The organism is Streptomyces sp. NPDC002730 (genome assembly GCF_042888805.1).
GTDB lineage: Bacteria > Actinomycetota > Actinomycetes > Streptomycetales > Streptomycetaceae > Streptomyces.
The window spans coordinates 155,640-170,738 of record NZ_JBIAQG010000007.1; the positions used below are offsets into that span (position 1 = coordinate 155,640).

Consider the following 15,099-nt stretch of genomic DNA (forward strand, 5'->3'; position numbering starts at 1 on the left):
GAAGAAACGTTCGGAGCTCGGAAAGCTCACACTTGCGGGTGAATCTGTGTGAACTGCCTTGACGTGCGGCGTCCTTGGTCCGCGGAGACGACCAAGAACCGATGAGGCTCAGCTCTCGACGGCCGGTTCAGCCCTCGACGGCCCGCGGCTCAGCATTCGATGATGTTCACCGCGAGGCCGCCGCGCGCGGTCTCCTTGTACTTCACCGACATGTCCGCACCGGTTTCCTTCATGGTCTTGATGACCTTGTCGAGCGAGACCTTGTGGCTGCCGTCGCCGCGCATCGCCATCTTCGCCGCCGTCACGGCCTTGACCGCCGCCATGCCATTGCGCTCGATGCACGGGATCTGCACCAGGCCGCCGACCGGGTCGCAGGTCAGGCCGAGGTTGTGCTCCATACCGATCTCGGCGGCGTTCTCGACCTGCTCCGGGGTGCCGCCGAGCACCTCGGCCAGCGCGCCCGCTGCCATCGAGCAGGCGGAGCCGACCTCGCCCTGGCAGCCGACCTCGGCGCCGGAAATCGAGGCGTTCTCCTTGAAGAGCATGCCGATCGCGCCGGCGGCGAGCAGGAAGCGGACCACGCCGTCCTCGTCGGCGCCGGGCACGAAGTTCATGTAGTAGTGCAGCACGGCCGGGATGATGCCCGCGGCGCCGTTGGTGGGTGCGGTGACAACGCGGCCGCCCGCGGCGTTCTCCTCGTTCACGGCCATCGCGTACAGCGTGATCCACTCCATGGAGCGGGCCAGCGCATCGCCCTCGGCGCGGAGCTGACGGGCCGAGTTGGCCGCGCGGCGGCGGACCTTGAGGCCGCCGGGCAGGATGCCCTCGCGGGACATACCCCGCGAGACGCAGGCCTGCATGACCCGCCAGATCTCCAGCAGACCCTCGCGGATCTCGTCCTCGGTGCGCCAGGCCTTCTCGTTCTCCAGCATCAGCGCGGAGATCGAAAGACCGGTCTCCTGAGCCAGCCGAAGCAGCTCGTCGCCGGTGCGGAACGGGTACTTCAGCACGGTGTCGTCGAGCTTGATCCGGTCCTCGCCGACGGCGTCCTCGTCGACCACGAAGCCGCCGCCCACCGAGTAGTACGTCTTCTCCAGGACGAGTGCGCCCTGGGCGTCGTACGCGAAGATCGTCATCCCGTTGGCGTGGTACGGCAGCGCCTTGCGGCGGTGCAGGATCAGATCCTTGTCGAAGTCGAAGTCGATCTCGTGCATACCGAGCAGATTGATCCGGCGGCCGGTGCGGATGCGCTCGACCTGGGCGTCCGCGGTCTCGACGTCGACGGTACGGGGAGAGTTGCCCTCAAGACCGAGCAGGACGGCCTTCGGGGTGCCGTGGCCGTGGCCGGTCGCGCCCAGCGAACCGAAGAGCTCGGCGCGTACGGCGGCGGTGTGGGCCATCAGGCCCTCGTTCTTGAGCCGCCGCGCGAACAGGGCGGCCGCGCGCATCGGGCCGACCGTATGGGAGCTGGACGGGCCTATGCCGATCGAGAACAGGTCGAAGACCGAGATGGCCACGGAAGACTCCTAGAGGGGTTGGTAGACGCCGTTGTCTGCCGAGGTGGTGCAGAGGGCGGTGCGAGGGCGGTACCAACGCGGTACCTGGTGCGGGGCACCGCACGCACTGTCCAGTGTGCGCGGTGCCCCGTCGGTTCGTACAAAAGGGTACGTAATTACTTCAGGCCAGGGTAAAGCGGGTGCTTCGCGGCCAGGGCCGAGACCCGGGCGCTCAGCGACTCCGTGTCGTACGACGGCTTCAGCGCCTCGGCGATGATGTCGGCGACCTCACGGAAGTCCTCGTCCTGGAAACCGCGGGTGGCCAGCGCCGGGGTGCCGATCCGCAGACCCGAGGTGACCATCGGCGGCCGCGGGTCGTTCGGGATCGCGTTGCGGTTGACCGTGATGCCCACCTCGTGGAGGCGGTCCTCGGCCTGCTGGCCGTCCAGCTCGGAGTTGCGCAGGTCGACCAGGACCAGGTGCACATCCGTACCGCCGGACAGGACGGAGACGCCGTGCTCGGTCACATCGGCCTGGACGAGACGCTCGGCGAGGATACGGGCGCCGTTCAGGGTGCGCTGCTGGCGCTCCTTGAACTCCTCGGTCGCCGCGACCTTGAAGGAGACCGCCTTCGCCGCGATGACGTGCTCCAGCGGACCGCCCTGCTGACCGGGGAAGACCGCGGAGTTGATCTTCTTGGCGAGCTCCTGCGTCGACAGGATCACACCGCCGCGCGGACCGCCGAGGGTCTTGTGCGTGGTGGTGGTGACGACATGGGCGTGCGGCACCGGGTTCGGGTGCAGACCGGCGGCGACGAGGCCCGCGAAGTGGGCCATGTCGACCATCAGGTACGCGCCGACCTCGTCCGCGATCCGGCGGAAGGCCGCGAAGTCCAGCTGGCGCGGGTACGCGGACCAGCCGGCGATGATCAGCTTCGGACGGGACTCCTTGGCGAGGCGCTCGACCTCGGCCATGTCGACCTGGCCGGTCTCGCTGTCCACGTGGTACGCGACCACGTTGTACAGCTTGCCGGAGAAGTTGATCTTCATGCCGTGGGTGAGGTGCCCGCCGTGGGCGAGGTTCAGACCCATGATCGTGTCGCCCGGCTTCAGCAGCGCGAACATCGCGGCCGCGTTCGCCTGGGCGCCCGAGTGCGGCTGGACGTTGGCGTGCTCGGCGCCGAAGAGCGCCTTGATGCGGTCGATCGCGATCTGCTCGACGACATCGACGTGCTCGCAGCCGCCGTAGTAGCGGCGGCCCGGGTAGCCCTCGGCGTACTTGTTGGTGAGGACGGAGCCCTGCGCCTCCATGACCGCGACCGGAGCGAAGTTCTCCGAGGCGATCATCTCGAGGGTGGACTGCTGGCGGTGGAGCTCGGCGTCGACAGCGGCGGCGACGTCCGGGTCCAGCTCATGGAGAGGGGCGTTGAGAAGCGACATCTCGATCCCTGTCGTGGTCGTGGTCAGTTGCCGGAGAACTCGGTGTACTCGTCGGCGGAGAGCAGGTCCTTCGGCTCCTCGCTGACGCGCACCTTGAAGAGCCAGCCGCCCTCGAAGGGGGCGGAGTTCACCAGTGACGGGTCATTGACGACGTCCTCGTTGGCCTCGGTGACCTCACCGCTGACCGGGGAGTACAGGTCGCTGACGGACTTGGTCGACTCCAGCTCACCGCAGGTCTCGCCCGCGGTCACCGTGTCACCGACCTCGGGGAGCTGGACGTACACCACATCGCCGAGCGCGTTCGCCGCGTGCTCCGTGATGCCGACCGTCGACACGCCGTCCTCGGCGGCCGACAGCCACTCGTGCTCCTTGCTGAAGCGCAGCTGCTGGGGGTTGCTCATGGCCTGAATTCTCCTGTACGCGGGGGAGTGCTGGTGAACGGAGTGAAGGTGCGGACGATCACTTCTGGCGCTTGTAGAACGGCAGCGCGACGACCTCGTACGGCTCGTGGGTGCCGCGGATGTCGACGCCGACACCCTCGCGGCCCGGCGCGGCGTGCGCCGCGTCCACGTACGCGATGGCGATCGGCTTGCCCAGGGTCGGGGAGGGCGCACCGGAGGTGACCTCGCCGATGACCTGGCCGCCTGCGACCACGGAGAAGCCGGCGCGCGGGACCCGGCGGCCCTCGGCGATCAGGCCGACGAGCTTGCGCGGCGGGTTGGCCTCGGCGCGCGCGGCGGCGGCCTCGAGTGCCTCGCGGCCGACGAAACGCCCGTCGTTCGTGGTCTTCTCGAACTTCACGACCCGGCCGAGGCCCGCGTCGAACGGGGTCAGCGCGGTGGTCAGCTCATGCCCGTACAGCGGCATGCCCGCCTCCAGGCGGAGCGTGTCGCGGCAGGACAGACCGGCCGGGACGAGACCGACGGGCGCGCCCGCCTCGGTCAGCGACTGCCAGAGCTTCTCGGCGTACTGCGGCTCGACGAAGAGCTCGAAGCCGTCCTCGCCGGTGTAGCCGGTACGGGCGATCAGCGCCGGGACGCCGGCCACCGTGCCGGGCAGGCCCGCGTAGTACTTCAGCCCGTCCAGGTCGGCGTCGGTCAGCGACTTGAGGATGCCGGGGGACTCCGGGCCCTGGACGGCGATGAGCGCGTACGCGTCGCGGTCGTCCCGCACCTCGGCGTCGTAGCCCTCGGCGCGTGCGGTCAGCGCGTCCAGCACCACCTGGGCGTTGCCCGCGTTGGCGACGACCATGTACTCCGTCTCGCCGAGGCGGTAGACGATCAGGTCGTCGAGGATCCCGCCGTCCTCCTGGCAGATCATGGTGTAGCGGGCGCGGCCGACGGCCACCCCGCCGATGTTGCCGACCAGCGCGAAGTCGAGGAGATCGGCGGCGCGCGGTCCGGTGACGGTGATCTCGCCCATGTGCGAGAGGTCGAAGAGACCGGCCTTGGTGCGTACGGCGTTGTGCTCGTCGCGCTCACTGCCGTACCGCAGCGGCATGTCCCAGCCCGCGAAGTCGGTCATGGTCGCGCCCAGCGAGCGGTGCAGGGCGTCGAGGGCGGTCAGACGGGGGACGTTGCTCATAGATGTGGCTCCCAGGGCAGGCCGGCGAGGACAATCCTCCCCATCTGTCATCGGAACCTGAGAGGTTCGTCGCGACCACGCGTATTGGTGGTCGTGACTTGCACCTTGGGTGGAGCCACTCGACAGCGGCTCGCTTTTCAGATCTGCCTCATCACACGCGGTACGGGGCCTGAGAGATTCAAGGGAGGGACTTGCTCCTTCGGCGCCCGGCGCACACAGTGGCCAGGACTCTCCCGCGTGGATTCAAGCGGCCGGTATGCAGTTGGCGGGCACATCATTGCACGCATCGCGGCAGAGTGGTGCGTACGGTCCGGAACGCGGCCGCGCCTGCCCGCAGTGGCCCGTAGCTGCAAATAGGTTGTGTCGCATTACCAACTCTTTACACTTCATGGGCAAGGGTGAGGGTGACCCGACATGGGGGAGGGTGATGACGTTGCAGCAGCCCGGTGTCTTTGCGACGACCACGGGGGTGCCCGCCCGGCCGGAGAGCTCCGCCCGGGAACTGCGCGGGGCTCCCACAGCCATACTGCGCGACCTGAGAGACCGCTCGGGGCGCAGTCCGCGCAGTCTGGTCTTCGCCGCCGGTGATGTGGTGGTCGTCTCCGGCCTGCCCGGCAGCGGAAAGTCCACGTTGATCCGGCGCGCGGCGCGCGGTCGTGGCATCGACTCGCAGGACACCCGGGACCGGTGGGACGCCCGGATGCCGCGGCTGCTGCCGTACGCCGTGTACCGCCCGCTCGTGCGGATCGCCCACTACGCCGGGCTGCGGCGGGCGCTCCGCTCCGGCGAGAGTGTCGTCGTCCACGACTGCGGTACGCAGGCCTGGGTGCGGCGCTGGCTGGCCCGCGAGGCGCGCCGCCGCGGGAGCGGTCTCCATCTGGTCCTGCTCGACGTCACGCCCGAGGTCGCCAGACAGGGCCAGCGCGAGCGGGGCCGCGGTGTGTCCGGGTACGCCTTCGCCCGGCACCGGCGCGCGGTCGGGCATCTGATCGGCGACGCGGAGGCGGGCCGACTGCCGGCGGGCTGCGCCTCGGCCGTGCTGCTGGACCGGGACGCGGCGGGGGTGCTGGGGCGGGTCGGCTTCGAGAAGTCATAGGGCGGCGCGCGCTGAAGTTCAGCCCCTCCGGCGATTGAGGAGCGGGGTCCGGGGCGGAGCCCCGGTTCATGTCCGTCGGTCCGCGGCGTTAGGGTCGTGGCGCGCAGCCGTGGAAGCCGGGGGAGAAGGACCGCACATGGAGACACCGGAGCAGGCCCATCCGCATACAGCTTTCGGCTGGCCGGGCAACGAGCTGGAAGAGGTGCTCGCCGCCTCGCTCGGCAACCCCTCCGCCGGGGGCCGTCTCGTCGAGGTGCTCGGACGCAGCCATATATGGGTGCCGCTGCCCAACGGCGGCGGAGCCGACAGCCCCGATCTCGATCTGCCCACGATGGAGATCGACGGCGCTCCCTATGTCCCGGTCTTCAGCTCCGAGCAGCAGTACCTGCAGTGCGTCGGCAGCCATATCTCGTTCACCGTTGCGCCCGCCCGCGAATTCGCCCGCGGGCTGCCTCCGCAGCTCGGTATCGCCGTGAACCCCGGTGGTGCGGTCGGCGCCCCGCTGCCGCCGCCCGCGGTCGCCGAACTGTGCCGGGTGGGACGTACACCGCTGGACGGTCCCGCGAGCGGCGGCCGGGTGCGGCTCTTCGAGCCCGACTGGCAGGAGGAGCCGGTCGACTTCCTCGCCGCCGCGGCCGGGGAGTTCGAGGCCTCCGGTGTCGTCCTCACTGCCCGCCGTGCGCTCGCCTCCGTCGAGGGCGACCCGCCGACCCTCTTCATCGGTGTCCAGCTCTCCTCCTGGGAGGCCGCCGAGCGCAATGCCCCGATGGACGCGCTCGGCCGGGCACTCGGCCGGGTCCAGGTGGGCTGGCCGGTCAATCTCGTACTGCTGGATGTTGCCCAGGATCCTGTCGGCGCATGGATGCTGGAGCGGGTGCGGCCCTTCTACGAACGGCAGCACGTGTAGTCGTCAAGTCGGTGTCAGGACTGCCGATTAAGCTGGTTTGATGGCCTTACCGCAGCACTTGTGTGCCCGGGGCGGCTGTGCTGTTGCTGCATCGAAGAGGCATCGAAGAGGGGCGGAACCCAGGGTGAGTGCGTCAGGCACCGCGGCGGCCGGGCAGGTCGAGCACATGCTGCGCCAGGTGACCCCCGGACGCTACGACGCGTACGAGGCGCTGCTGCACGCCATCGCCGACCCGTCGAACGGCCAGATCTGGATGCTGCTCTGGCACGGCCAGGCCGGATCGCCCGATGCCCAGTACGGGAACATGGAGGTCGACGGCGTCGGCTACGCGCCGTGCGTCACCTCCGCCCAGGAGCTCTCCGTCTCCGGCTGGAACCGCGCCCACGAGGTGGTCACCGGCCGTGACATCGCCCGCGCGCTGTACCCGGACCGCTGGGGCATCTGGCTCAACCCGCACGCGCCGGGCGGCGGCGTCGGCATCCCCTGGCTCGATCTCCGCCGGATCGCCACCGGCCTCGACCGGATGCCCGCAGGACCGCTGCGACTGTCCGAACCGGCCATCGAGCTCCCGCATTTCTACGGCCTGCTCGCTCAGAACGCCCACCGCACGCCCGCGATCCGCTCGCTGCGCCGCGCCTGGGTGCAGCCCGCGCTCGGCGCTCCGTATCTCGCCATCGGTCTCGATCTGTACGACACGAGCAGGCAGTCCGTGGACACGGTGCGCGCGATGATGCAGCAGTCGATCGCCGCGGTCCCGGACGGGCTGCCGGTCTCCACCGTCGCGATGTCCGACGAGTACGACCCGGTCACGATGTGGCTGCGGGCCAACGCCCGCCCGTTCTACGACCGCGATGCCCATGTCGGCGGCGCACCGGCCGGCGGGGGCTACGGCTATCCGCCGCCGGTCGGCCACTGAGTCGGCCACTGAGCCGGCCGCAACACCACAACTGACGGTCTGACCCGTCTATTTCCATGCCCCACGCCGATGTTCGGGGTGGGATTATGCGCTCTCGAGGCTTCGAATGCCTTGCAATCGAAGAGCGGCTAACGTCCGCATGGCGGCACATCGGTCAACTTTCGCCCCATATGGGGTATTTGGCGTTCCGCTCAGTCGGTGGCTCCGTCCGTATAACGGAAACCCCCTCGCCGCATCACGTTTGAGCAACCATTCCCCGAGGGGGCTGGCGGGTGATCGCGGCAGCGTTGAAGACTCCCCGCATCAAGGACCCTTCGGTCCTGTGTACGACCTGCTTCTTCAAGCATTCTTCGCAATACACACAACTGCACCACTGAGTGAACGAAGCCGCTACAGCGGCGGGCATGGGTCGGTCACCACCGGCCGAGAGGGGTCCCCACCACGATGACGGCACCACTGCACGACACGAGCGCGGCCGAAACCGCTGCCGTCGATGTCGCCGCCGATGTCCCGCAGAAGGCCATCGAGGGGCGTTCGCCCTGGAAGATCGCCTGGATCCGGTTGAAGCGTGACAAGGTCGCACTTGTCGGCGGTTTCGTGGTGCTCCTCCTGATCGTGGTCGCGATATTCGCTCCACTGATCGTGAGCCTGCTCGGCCACCCGCCGGAGGAGCTCCACGAGGATGCGATCGACCCGCTGCTGGGCACCCCGATCGGTGACTGGGGCGGCATCAATTCCGACTTCCTTTTCGGAGTTGAGCCGGTCAACGGCAGGGACGTTTTCAGCCGAGTCGTCTACGGCGCCCGCATCTCGCTTCTCGTCGCCTTCCTCTCCGCCTTCGTCGCGGTCAGCCTGGGCACCGTCTTCGGCGTCGTCGCCGGCTACTTCGGGGGCTGGATCGACGCGGCGATCAGCCGGGTGATGGACCTGCTGCTGGCCTTTCCGCAGCTGCTCTTCATCATTGCCCTGATCTCTGTCGTCCCGAACGAACTCTGGGGCTTCTCCGGTTCGGGTCTGCGGATCGCGGTCCTCGTCCTGGTGATCGGCTTCTTCGGCTGGCCGTACATCGGCCGGATCGTGCGCGGCCAGACGCTTTCGCTGCGTGAGCGGGAGTACGTCGAAGCGGCTCGCAGCCTCGGTGCGGGACGTGCGTACATCCTCTTCCGGGAGCTGCTGCCCAACCTGGTGGCCCCGATCACCGTCTACACGACGCTGATGATCCCCACCAACGTCCTGACGGAAGCCGCCCTGAGCTTCCTCGGCGTTGGCGTCAAGCCGCCCACCCCGTCGTGGGGCGAGATGCTCTCGACGGCGGTGCGCACCTACGAGGACGATCCGCTGTTCATGATCATCCCGGGCCTGGCGATCTTCGTCACCGTGTTGGCCTTCAATCTCTTCGGCGACGGCGTACGAGATGCGCTGGACCCGAAGGGGTCCCGCTGACCCCCACACGTCCCTGCGGACACACCGCCCCTGCCGAAGCCGTCAGGGGCAATAGCCCAGAACCACGACCCTCGAGGGCCGTGACTACTACGGAGGTTGCGAGCATCGTGACAACCAATCGCACGTCGAACCGCAGGCTTGCCGCAGGCACGGCTGTCGTGCTCGCGGCCCTGCTGACCACCACGGCCTGTGGCGGCAAGGACGACAAGAAGGACGGGGCCGGTGCGCCCGGCTTCAACGCCGGCATCGGCAAGGTGGCCAACGCGTCCGACACCAAGGGCGGCACGCTTAAATTTGTCGGCACGCAGGACGCCGATTCGTGGGACCCGCAGCGCGGTTACTACGGCTTCATGTGGGACTTCGCCCGCTACTACACCCGCCAGCTCGTCAGCTTCAAGGCGGCGCCGGGCCAGGCCAGCACCGAGCTCGTCCCGGACCTCGCGACCGCGAAGGCCGAGATCTCGGACGGCGGCAAGACCTACAAGTACACCCTGAAGGATGGCGTGACCTGGGAGGACGGCACGCCCATCACTTCGCAGGACATCAAGTACGGCATCGAGCGCACCTGGGCCCAGGACGTCATCTCCGGCGGCCCGGTCTACCTGATGCAGGTGCTCGACCCGAAGACCGAGTACAAGGGTCCGTACAAGGACAAGTCCGCGGACAAGCTCGGCCTGAAGGCGATCGAGACGCCGGACGCGAAGACCATCGTCTTCAAGCTGCCGAAGCCGAACGGTGACTTCGAGCAGATGCTCGCCATGCCGGCTGCCTCTCCGGTGAAGAAGGAGAAGGACACCGCCGCCAAGTACGGCCTGAAGCCCTTCTCCAGCGGCCCGTACAAGATCGACTCGTACGCGCCGAACAAGTCGATGTCGCTCTCCCGCAACACCAACTGGAAGCCCGCCTCGGACACCATCCGCAAGGCGCTTCCGGACAAGGTGACGGTCACCTTCATGACCAACGCGGACGACATGGACAAGCGCCTGCTCAAGGGTGACTTCGACGTCGACATCAACGCGACCGGCATCGGCCAGGCGGCTCGCACCACGGCTCTGCGCAAGCACAAGGACAACCTCGACAACGGCCAGACCGGCTTCATCCGCTACGCGGTCTTCCCGACGACGGTCAAGCCGTTCGACAACGTCGAGTGCCGCAAGGCAGTCATCTACGCCGCCGACAAGAAGTCGCTGCAGACCGCCCGTGGCGGCCCGCAGGCCGGTGGCGACATCGCCCCGAACATGCTCCCCGCGGGCATCAAGGGCTCGGACCCCACGTACGACCCGTACGAGGTCCTCAAGAACGACAGCAAGCCGAACGTCGAGAAGGCCAAGGCGGCGCTGAAGGCCTGTGGCCAGCCGAACGGCTTCAAGACCACCATCGCGGTGCGTAACAACAAGCCGGTCGAGGTCGCCACGGCCGTCTCGCTGCAGAACGCGCTGAAGCAGGTCGGCATCGACGCCCAGGTCGACCAGTTCGACGGCGCCCAGACGTCCGGCATCATCGGTTCGCCGAAGGTCGTGAAGGACAAGGGCTACGGCATCATCATCATGGGCTGGGGCGCGGACTTCCCGACCGGCCAGGGCTTCTCGCAGCCGCTGGTCGACGGCCGGTTCATCCTGCAGAGCGGTAACAACAACTTCTCCGAGCTGAACGACCCCGCGGTCAACAAGCTCTTCGACCAGGCCATCGCCGAGACCGACCCGGCCAAGGCCGGCGAGATCTACAAGCAGATGAACCAGAAGGTCTCCGAGGCCGCTGTCTACCTGCCCTTCGTCTACGACAAGACGATCACCTGGCGCAGCACTCGTCTGACCAACGCCTACACGGCCGACGCCTACAACGGCCGCTACGACTACGCCTCGCTCGGCGTCGTCAAGTAAATCCCAGTCAGTTCACGTTCCAGTGCCACACCCGCTAGGCACGAAGGGCAGGTGATGGCCGCGAGCGGTGGCCCGGAGCTCTCTCCATAAGAGAGGGCTCCCGGGCCACCGTCGGGCCGAGCGCAGTGCTTGCATATCTCATCAGGCGATTCTTCGCCGTCATCGTCATGCTGATGGTCATCACGCTGGTGACCTTCGGAATCTTCTTCCTCTTCCCCAAGATGATCGGGACGGACCCGGCGCTGTACTTCGTCGGCAAGCAGTCCGACCCCGCCTCCATCGAGGGCATCCGGCAGAAGATGGGCCTGGACGACCCGATCCTGGTCCAGTTCGGCAAGTTCGTGGTCGGACTGGTGGCGGGTCGTACGTACGCCAACGGCTCCGACGTGACGCAGTGCGCCGCGCCCTGCTTCGGGTACTCGTTCAAGACCGAGCAGGAGGTCTGGCCGCTGCTGCTCGAGTGGCTGCCGGTCACCCTCTCGCTCGCCGCGGGCGCCGTCGTGCTCTGGGTGATCGGTGGTGTCTCCACCGGCATCATCTCCGCCCTCAAGCGCGGTACGCCCCTGGACCGTTCGGCGATGGGCATCGCCCTCGGCGGTGTCTCGCTGCCCATCTACTTCACCGGCATGCTGTCCCTGGCGCTCTTCTCCGACCAGCTGGGGTGGTTCGACCGGCCGGACGCGGCGTTCAGTGAGGATCCGGCGGCCTGGTTCAACGGCATGGTTCTGCCGTGGGTCACCCTGGCCTTCCTGTATGCCGCGATGTACGCCCGGCTCACCCGCGCCACGATGCTGGAGGTCCTCAACGAGGACTACATCCGAACCGCCAGAGCCAAGGGCCTCACGGAGCCCGTGGTCATCGGCAAGCACGCAATGCGCTCGACCATGACCCCGATCCTGACCGTCCTCGGCCTGGACCTCGGAGCCCTGGTGGGCGGCGCGGTCCTGACCGAGAGCACCTTCTCCCTGCACGGCCTCGGCTACAACGCGGTGAAGGCAATCAGCGACCACGATCTGCCCGTGATCCTCGGAGTCACGCTCATCGCGGCCTTCTTCGTCGTCCTCGCCAACCTCGTCGTGGACCTCATGTACGCAGTGATCGACCCCCGAGTGAGGCTCTCATGACCACGGTGCCAGTCCCGGGAGAGACCCCCGGATCCCCCCTGACGAAGACCGGCGCCGTCGGCGAGCCCGTCTCCGCGGGCTCGGCCCCCTCCACCGCTTTCCTCGAAGTACGCGACCTCCAGGTGCACTTCCCGACCGACGACGGTCTCGTGAAGTCGGTCGACGGACTCTCCTTCACGCTGGAGAAGGGCAAGACCCTCGGCATCGTGGGCGAGTCGGGCTCCGGCAAGTCGGTGACCTCGCTCGGCATCATGGGCCTGCACCGCGTCGGCCAGTACGGCCGGCAGAAGGCGCACCTGTCCGGTGAGATCTGGCTGAACGGCAAGGAACTGCTGACCGCCGACCCGGACGAGGTGCGCCGGCTGCGGGGTCGCGACATGGCGATGATCTTCCAGGATCCGCTGTCCGCGATGCACCCGTACTACACCATCGGCAAGCAGATCAGCGAGGCGTACCAGGTCCACAACAAGGTGGACAAGAAGACCGCCCGCAAGCGGGCCGTCGAGCTGCTGGACCGGGTGGGCATCCCGGAGCCCCACAAGCGGGTGGACAGCTACCCGCACGAGTTCTCCGGCGGTATGCGCCAGCGCGCGATGATCGCGATGGCGCTGGTCAACAACCCCGAGCTGCTCATCGCGGACGAGCCGACCACCGCGCTGGACGTCACCGTCCAGGCGCAGATCCTCGACCTGATCCGGGATCTGCAGAAGGAGTTCGGCTCCGCGGTCATCATCATCACCCACGACCTGGGCGTCGTCGCCGAGCTGGCCGACGACATCCTGGTGATGTACGGCGGCCGCTGCGTCGAGCGCGGTCCGGCCGAGAAGGTCTTCTACGAGCCGCAGCACCCCTACACCTGGGGCCTGCTGGGCTCGATGCCGCGCATCGACCGTGACCAGACCGAGCGCCTCATCCCGGTCAAGGGCTCCCCGCCCAGCCTGATCAACATCCCCAGTGGCTGTGCCTTCCACCCGCGTTGCCCGTACGCCGATGTGCCCAAGGGCGGGATCACCCGCACCGAGCGGCCCGAGCTGCGGGAGGTCGGCAGCCGGCACCACTCGGCCTGCCACATGTCGCAGGAGGACCGCACGCGGATCTGGACCGAAGAGATTGCGCCGAAGCTGTGAGTACTGCATCTTCCCCGGGGACAACCCCCGGACCCCCGGCCGGAAAAGATCGTAAGGATTCCGAGATGGCGATCCCGGAGCAGGCCACCTCCTCGCCCGAGCCACTGCTCAAGGTCACCGGACTGGTCAAGCACTTCCCGATCACGAAGGGGCTGCTGCGTCGGCAGGCCGGTGCCGTCCAGGCGGTCGACGGCATCAGCTTCGACGTACTTCCCGGCGAGACGCTCGGCGTCGTGGGTGAGTCCGGCTGCGGCAAGTCGACGATGGGCCGGCTCATCACCCGGCTGCTCGAACCGACCGGCGGCAAGATCGAGTTCGAGGGCAAGGACATCACGCACCTCGGTGTTTCGGGCATGCGCCCGATGCGCCGGGACGTCCAGATGATCTTCCAGGACCCCTATGGCTCGCTCAACCCGCGCCACACGGTCGGTTCGATCGTCAGCGCGCCGTTCAAGCTGCAGGGCGTCACGCCCGAGGGCGGGATCAAGAAGGAGGTCCAGCGGCTGCTGGGCCTGGTCGGTCTCAACCCCGAGCACTACAACCGCTACCCGCACGAGTTCTCCGGCGGCCAGCGCCAGCGCATCGGTATCGCGCGGGCCCTCGCCCTGAAGCCGAAGCTGGTCGTGGCGGACGAGCCGGTCTCGGCGCTGGACGTGTCGATCCAGGCGCAGGTGGTGAACCTGCTGGACGATCTCCAGGACGAGCTGGGCCTCACGTATGTGATCATCGCGCATGACCTGTCGGTCATCCGCCATGTCTCGGACCGCATCGCGGTGATGTACCTGGGCAAGATCGTCGAGCTGACGGACCGCAAGTCGCTGTACGAGGCGCCGATGCACCCGTACACGAAGGCCCTGCTCTCCGCGGTGCCGGTGCCGGACCCGAAGCGGCGCGGCGCCAAGAGCGACCGCATCCTGCTCAAGGGCGACGTCCCGTCACCGATCTCCCCGCCGACCGGCTGCCGGTTCCACACCCGGTGCTGGAAGGCGACGGATATCTGCAAGACGCAGGAACCGCCGCTGCTGGCGCTGAAGACGGGCCACCAGGTGGCCTGCCACCACCCGGAGAACGCACCGGACCTGGCCCCGGGCGACAAGGCCCTGGAGTCGGCGCGCGAGGCGATCGAGATCGTCGACGTGTCGAAGAAGCCGGAGTCGGCGGAGCCCGCTGCGGTTGCGGCGATCACGGTCGCGAAGACCGGCGGCGAGGCTGCGGACGAGACCTCTGCCGAGGCCGACTCGGACGAGGCCGTTCCGTCGGAGGGCGAATCCGCGGACGCGGCCGCCGGGGAGACCTCCACGGAGGCCCCGGCCGAGGCTGAGGAGAGTGCCAAGGAGTAGAACCGGCACAATTGCCGGGTGCTCCATGAACTGTTCACGCCCTCCGTCCAGCATTCGCTCGACCTCGTCGGGATCTTCGTCTTCGCGATCTCCGGCGCACTGCTCGCCGTACGCAAGAATTTCGACGTCTTCGGCATAGCGGTGCTCGCAGAGGTAACCGCGCTGGGCGGAGGGATGTTGCGGGACCTGATCATCGGGGCCGTCCCGCCCGCGGCCTTCAGTGATCTCGGGTACTTCCTCACGCCGCTCGTGGCGACCGCCCTGGTTTTCTTCTTGCATCCGCACGTCGAGCGCATCCAGGTCGGGGTCAATGTCTTCGACGCCGCGGGCCTCGGGCTGTTCTGCGTCACCGGCACCACCAAGGCGTACGAGTACGGGCTCGGCCTCACCGCCTCCGCGGCGCTCGGACTTGCCACCGCCGTCGGTGGCGGTGTGCTGCGTGACGTACTCGCCAATGAGGTGCCATCGCTGCTGCGCTGGGACCGCGATCTGTATGCCGTCCCCGCCATCGTCGGCGCGACCATGGTGGTGGTCTCCATCCAGTTCGACGTACTGAACGCGGCCACCAGCGGACTGGCCGTGGTGACCGCGTTCGTACTTCGGTTGCTCGCGATGCGCTTCCACTGGCGGGCGCCGCGCGCCTGGAACCGGCGCTCGGAAGCCGCCGAAGAGAGCTAGCTGAAGAGAGCTGGTCGAAGAGAGCCGGCCGACGAGAGCCGACTGAGCCGGACCGCCTCCGGAGCGCCG

Annotated in this window: 13 protein-coding genes and 1 riboswitch; of the genes, 9 read left to right on the forward strand and 4 right to left on the reverse strand. The window is 68.1% G+C overall.

Translation table 11 applies throughout. From position 1 onward, the window contains the following. Positions 1-149: 149 nt before the first annotated feature. The 4 genes from ACFYXH_RS19435 to gcvT form a co-directional block, all read right to left on the reverse strand. Positions 150-1,517 carry an L-serine ammonia-lyase gene (locus ACFYXH_RS19435; protein WP_389564210.1) on the reverse strand — a complete coding sequence of 456 codons (1,368 nt, stop codon included), beginning with the start codon at positions 1,515-1,517 and terminating at the stop codon, positions 150-152. A 155-nt stretch (positions 1,518-1,672) separates the two neighbouring features. Further along, positions 1,673-2,935, reverse strand: a complete 1,263-nt coding sequence (gene glyA, locus ACFYXH_RS19440) for a serine hydroxymethyltransferase (RefSeq protein ID WP_389564213.1) — start codon at positions 2,933-2,935, stop codon at positions 1,673-1,675. 23 nt (positions 2,936-2,958) lie between these two features. Next, positions 2,959-3,336: a glycine cleavage system protein GcvH gene (gcvH, locus tag ACFYXH_RS19445; RefSeq protein WP_326652738.1), complete on the reverse strand. Its 378-nt coding sequence runs from the start codon at positions 3,334-3,336 to the stop codon at positions 2,959-2,961. Between the two features lie 58 nt (positions 3,337-3,394). Further along, on the reverse strand, positions 3,395-4,519 hold the full coding sequence (gcvT, locus tag ACFYXH_RS19450) for a glycine cleavage system aminomethyltransferase GcvT (RefSeq protein ID WP_389564217.1): 1,125 nt from the start codon (positions 4,517-4,519) through the stop codon (positions 3,395-3,397). Positions 4,520-4,667: 148 nt separating this feature from the next. Further along, positions 4,668-4,765: riboswitch (glycine riboswitch) on the reverse strand. A gap of 181 nt (positions 4,766-4,946) precedes the next feature. Here gcvT and ACFYXH_RS19455 point away from each other — a divergent pair. The 9 genes from ACFYXH_RS19455 to ACFYXH_RS19495 all read left to right on the forward strand — a co-directional run bounded on the left by ACFYXH_RS19455 (position 4,947) and on the right by ACFYXH_RS19495 (position 15,030). Next, positions 4,947-5,615, forward strand: a complete 669-nt coding sequence (locus ACFYXH_RS19455; protein WP_389564220.1) for an AAA family ATPase — start codon at positions 4,947-4,949, stop codon at positions 5,613-5,615. Positions 5,616-5,751: 136 nt separating this feature from the next. Next, the gene (locus ACFYXH_RS19460) at positions 5,752-6,522 is read left to right on the forward strand and encodes an enhanced serine sensitivity protein SseB (RefSeq protein WP_389564223.1); all 771 of its coding nucleotides are present in this window, start codon (positions 5,752-5,754) and stop codon (positions 6,520-6,522) included. A gap of 124 nt (positions 6,523-6,646) precedes the next feature. Continuing rightward, positions 6,647-7,438: an enhanced serine sensitivity protein SseB C-terminal domain-containing protein gene (locus ACFYXH_RS19465; RefSeq protein WP_389564226.1), complete on the forward strand. Its 792-nt coding sequence runs from the start codon at positions 6,647-6,649 to the stop codon at positions 7,436-7,438. A gap of 444 nt (positions 7,439-7,882) precedes the next feature. Beyond that, a complete protein-coding gene (locus ACFYXH_RS19470) occupies positions 7,883-8,881 on the forward strand; it encodes an ABC transporter permease (RefSeq protein WP_389564229.1) in 999 nt (332 codons plus the stop codon). Between the two features lie 107 nt (positions 8,882-8,988). Further along, positions 8,989-10,761 carry an ABC transporter substrate-binding protein gene (locus tag ACFYXH_RS19475; RefSeq protein WP_389564231.1) on the forward strand — a complete coding sequence of 591 codons (1,773 nt, stop codon included), beginning with the start codon at positions 8,989-8,991 and terminating at the stop codon, positions 10,759-10,761. A 125-nt stretch (positions 10,762-10,886) separates the two neighbouring features. After that, complete coding sequence (locus ACFYXH_RS19480) at positions 10,887-11,885, forward strand: ABC transporter permease (protein WP_385310158.1); 999 nt, start codon at positions 10,887-10,889, stop codon at positions 11,883-11,885. Beyond that, positions 11,882-13,012 carry an ABC transporter ATP-binding protein gene (locus ACFYXH_RS19485; RefSeq protein WP_385310160.1) on the forward strand — a complete coding sequence of 377 codons (1,131 nt, stop codon included), beginning with the start codon at positions 11,882-11,884 and terminating at the stop codon, positions 13,010-13,012. The genes ACFYXH_RS19480 and ACFYXH_RS19485 overlap by 4 nt, the downstream gene beginning before the upstream one ends. Before the next feature lie 65 nt (positions 13,013-13,077). Next, complete coding sequence (locus tag ACFYXH_RS19490; protein ID WP_389564236.1) at positions 13,078-14,352, forward strand: dipeptide ABC transporter ATP-binding protein; 1,275 nt, start codon at positions 13,078-13,080, stop codon at positions 14,350-14,352. A gap of 18 nt (positions 14,353-14,370) precedes the next feature. Then, positions 14,371-15,030, forward strand: a complete 660-nt coding sequence (locus tag ACFYXH_RS19495; protein ID WP_389564238.1) for a trimeric intracellular cation channel family protein — start codon at positions 14,371-14,373, stop codon at positions 15,028-15,030. The last annotated feature ends 69 nt before the right edge of the window (positions 15,031-15,099 follow it).

Coding starts and splice junctions, on each gene's coding strand:
- glyA (WP_389564213.1), bottom strand. CDS start 2,935: ATGTCGCTTCTCAACGCCCCTCTCCATGAGCTGGACCCGGACGTCGCC.
- ACFYXH_RS19485 (WP_385310160.1), top strand. CDS start 11,882: ATGACCACGGTGCCAGTCCCGGGAGAGACCCCCGGATCCCCCCTGACG.
- ACFYXH_RS19490 (WP_389564236.1), top strand. CDS start 13,078: ATGGCGATCCCGGAGCAGGCCACCTCCTCGCCCGAGCCACTGCTCAAG.
- gcvT (WP_389564217.1), bottom strand. CDS start 4,519: ATGAGCAACGTCCCCCGTCTGACCGCCCTCGACGCCCTGCACCGCTCG.
- gcvH (WP_326652738.1), bottom strand. CDS start 3,336: ATGAGCAACCCCCAGCAGCTGCGCTTCAGCAAGGAGCACGAGTGGCTG.
- ACFYXH_RS19455 (WP_389564220.1), top strand. CDS start 4,947: ATGACGTTGCAGCAGCCCGGTGTCTTTGCGACGACCACGGGGGTGCCC.
- ACFYXH_RS19470 (WP_389564229.1), top strand. CDS start 7,883: ATGACGGCACCACTGCACGACACGAGCGCGGCCGAAACCGCTGCCGTC.
- ACFYXH_RS19460 (WP_389564223.1), top strand. CDS start 5,752: ATGGAGACACCGGAGCAGGCCCATCCGCATACAGCTTTCGGCTGGCCG.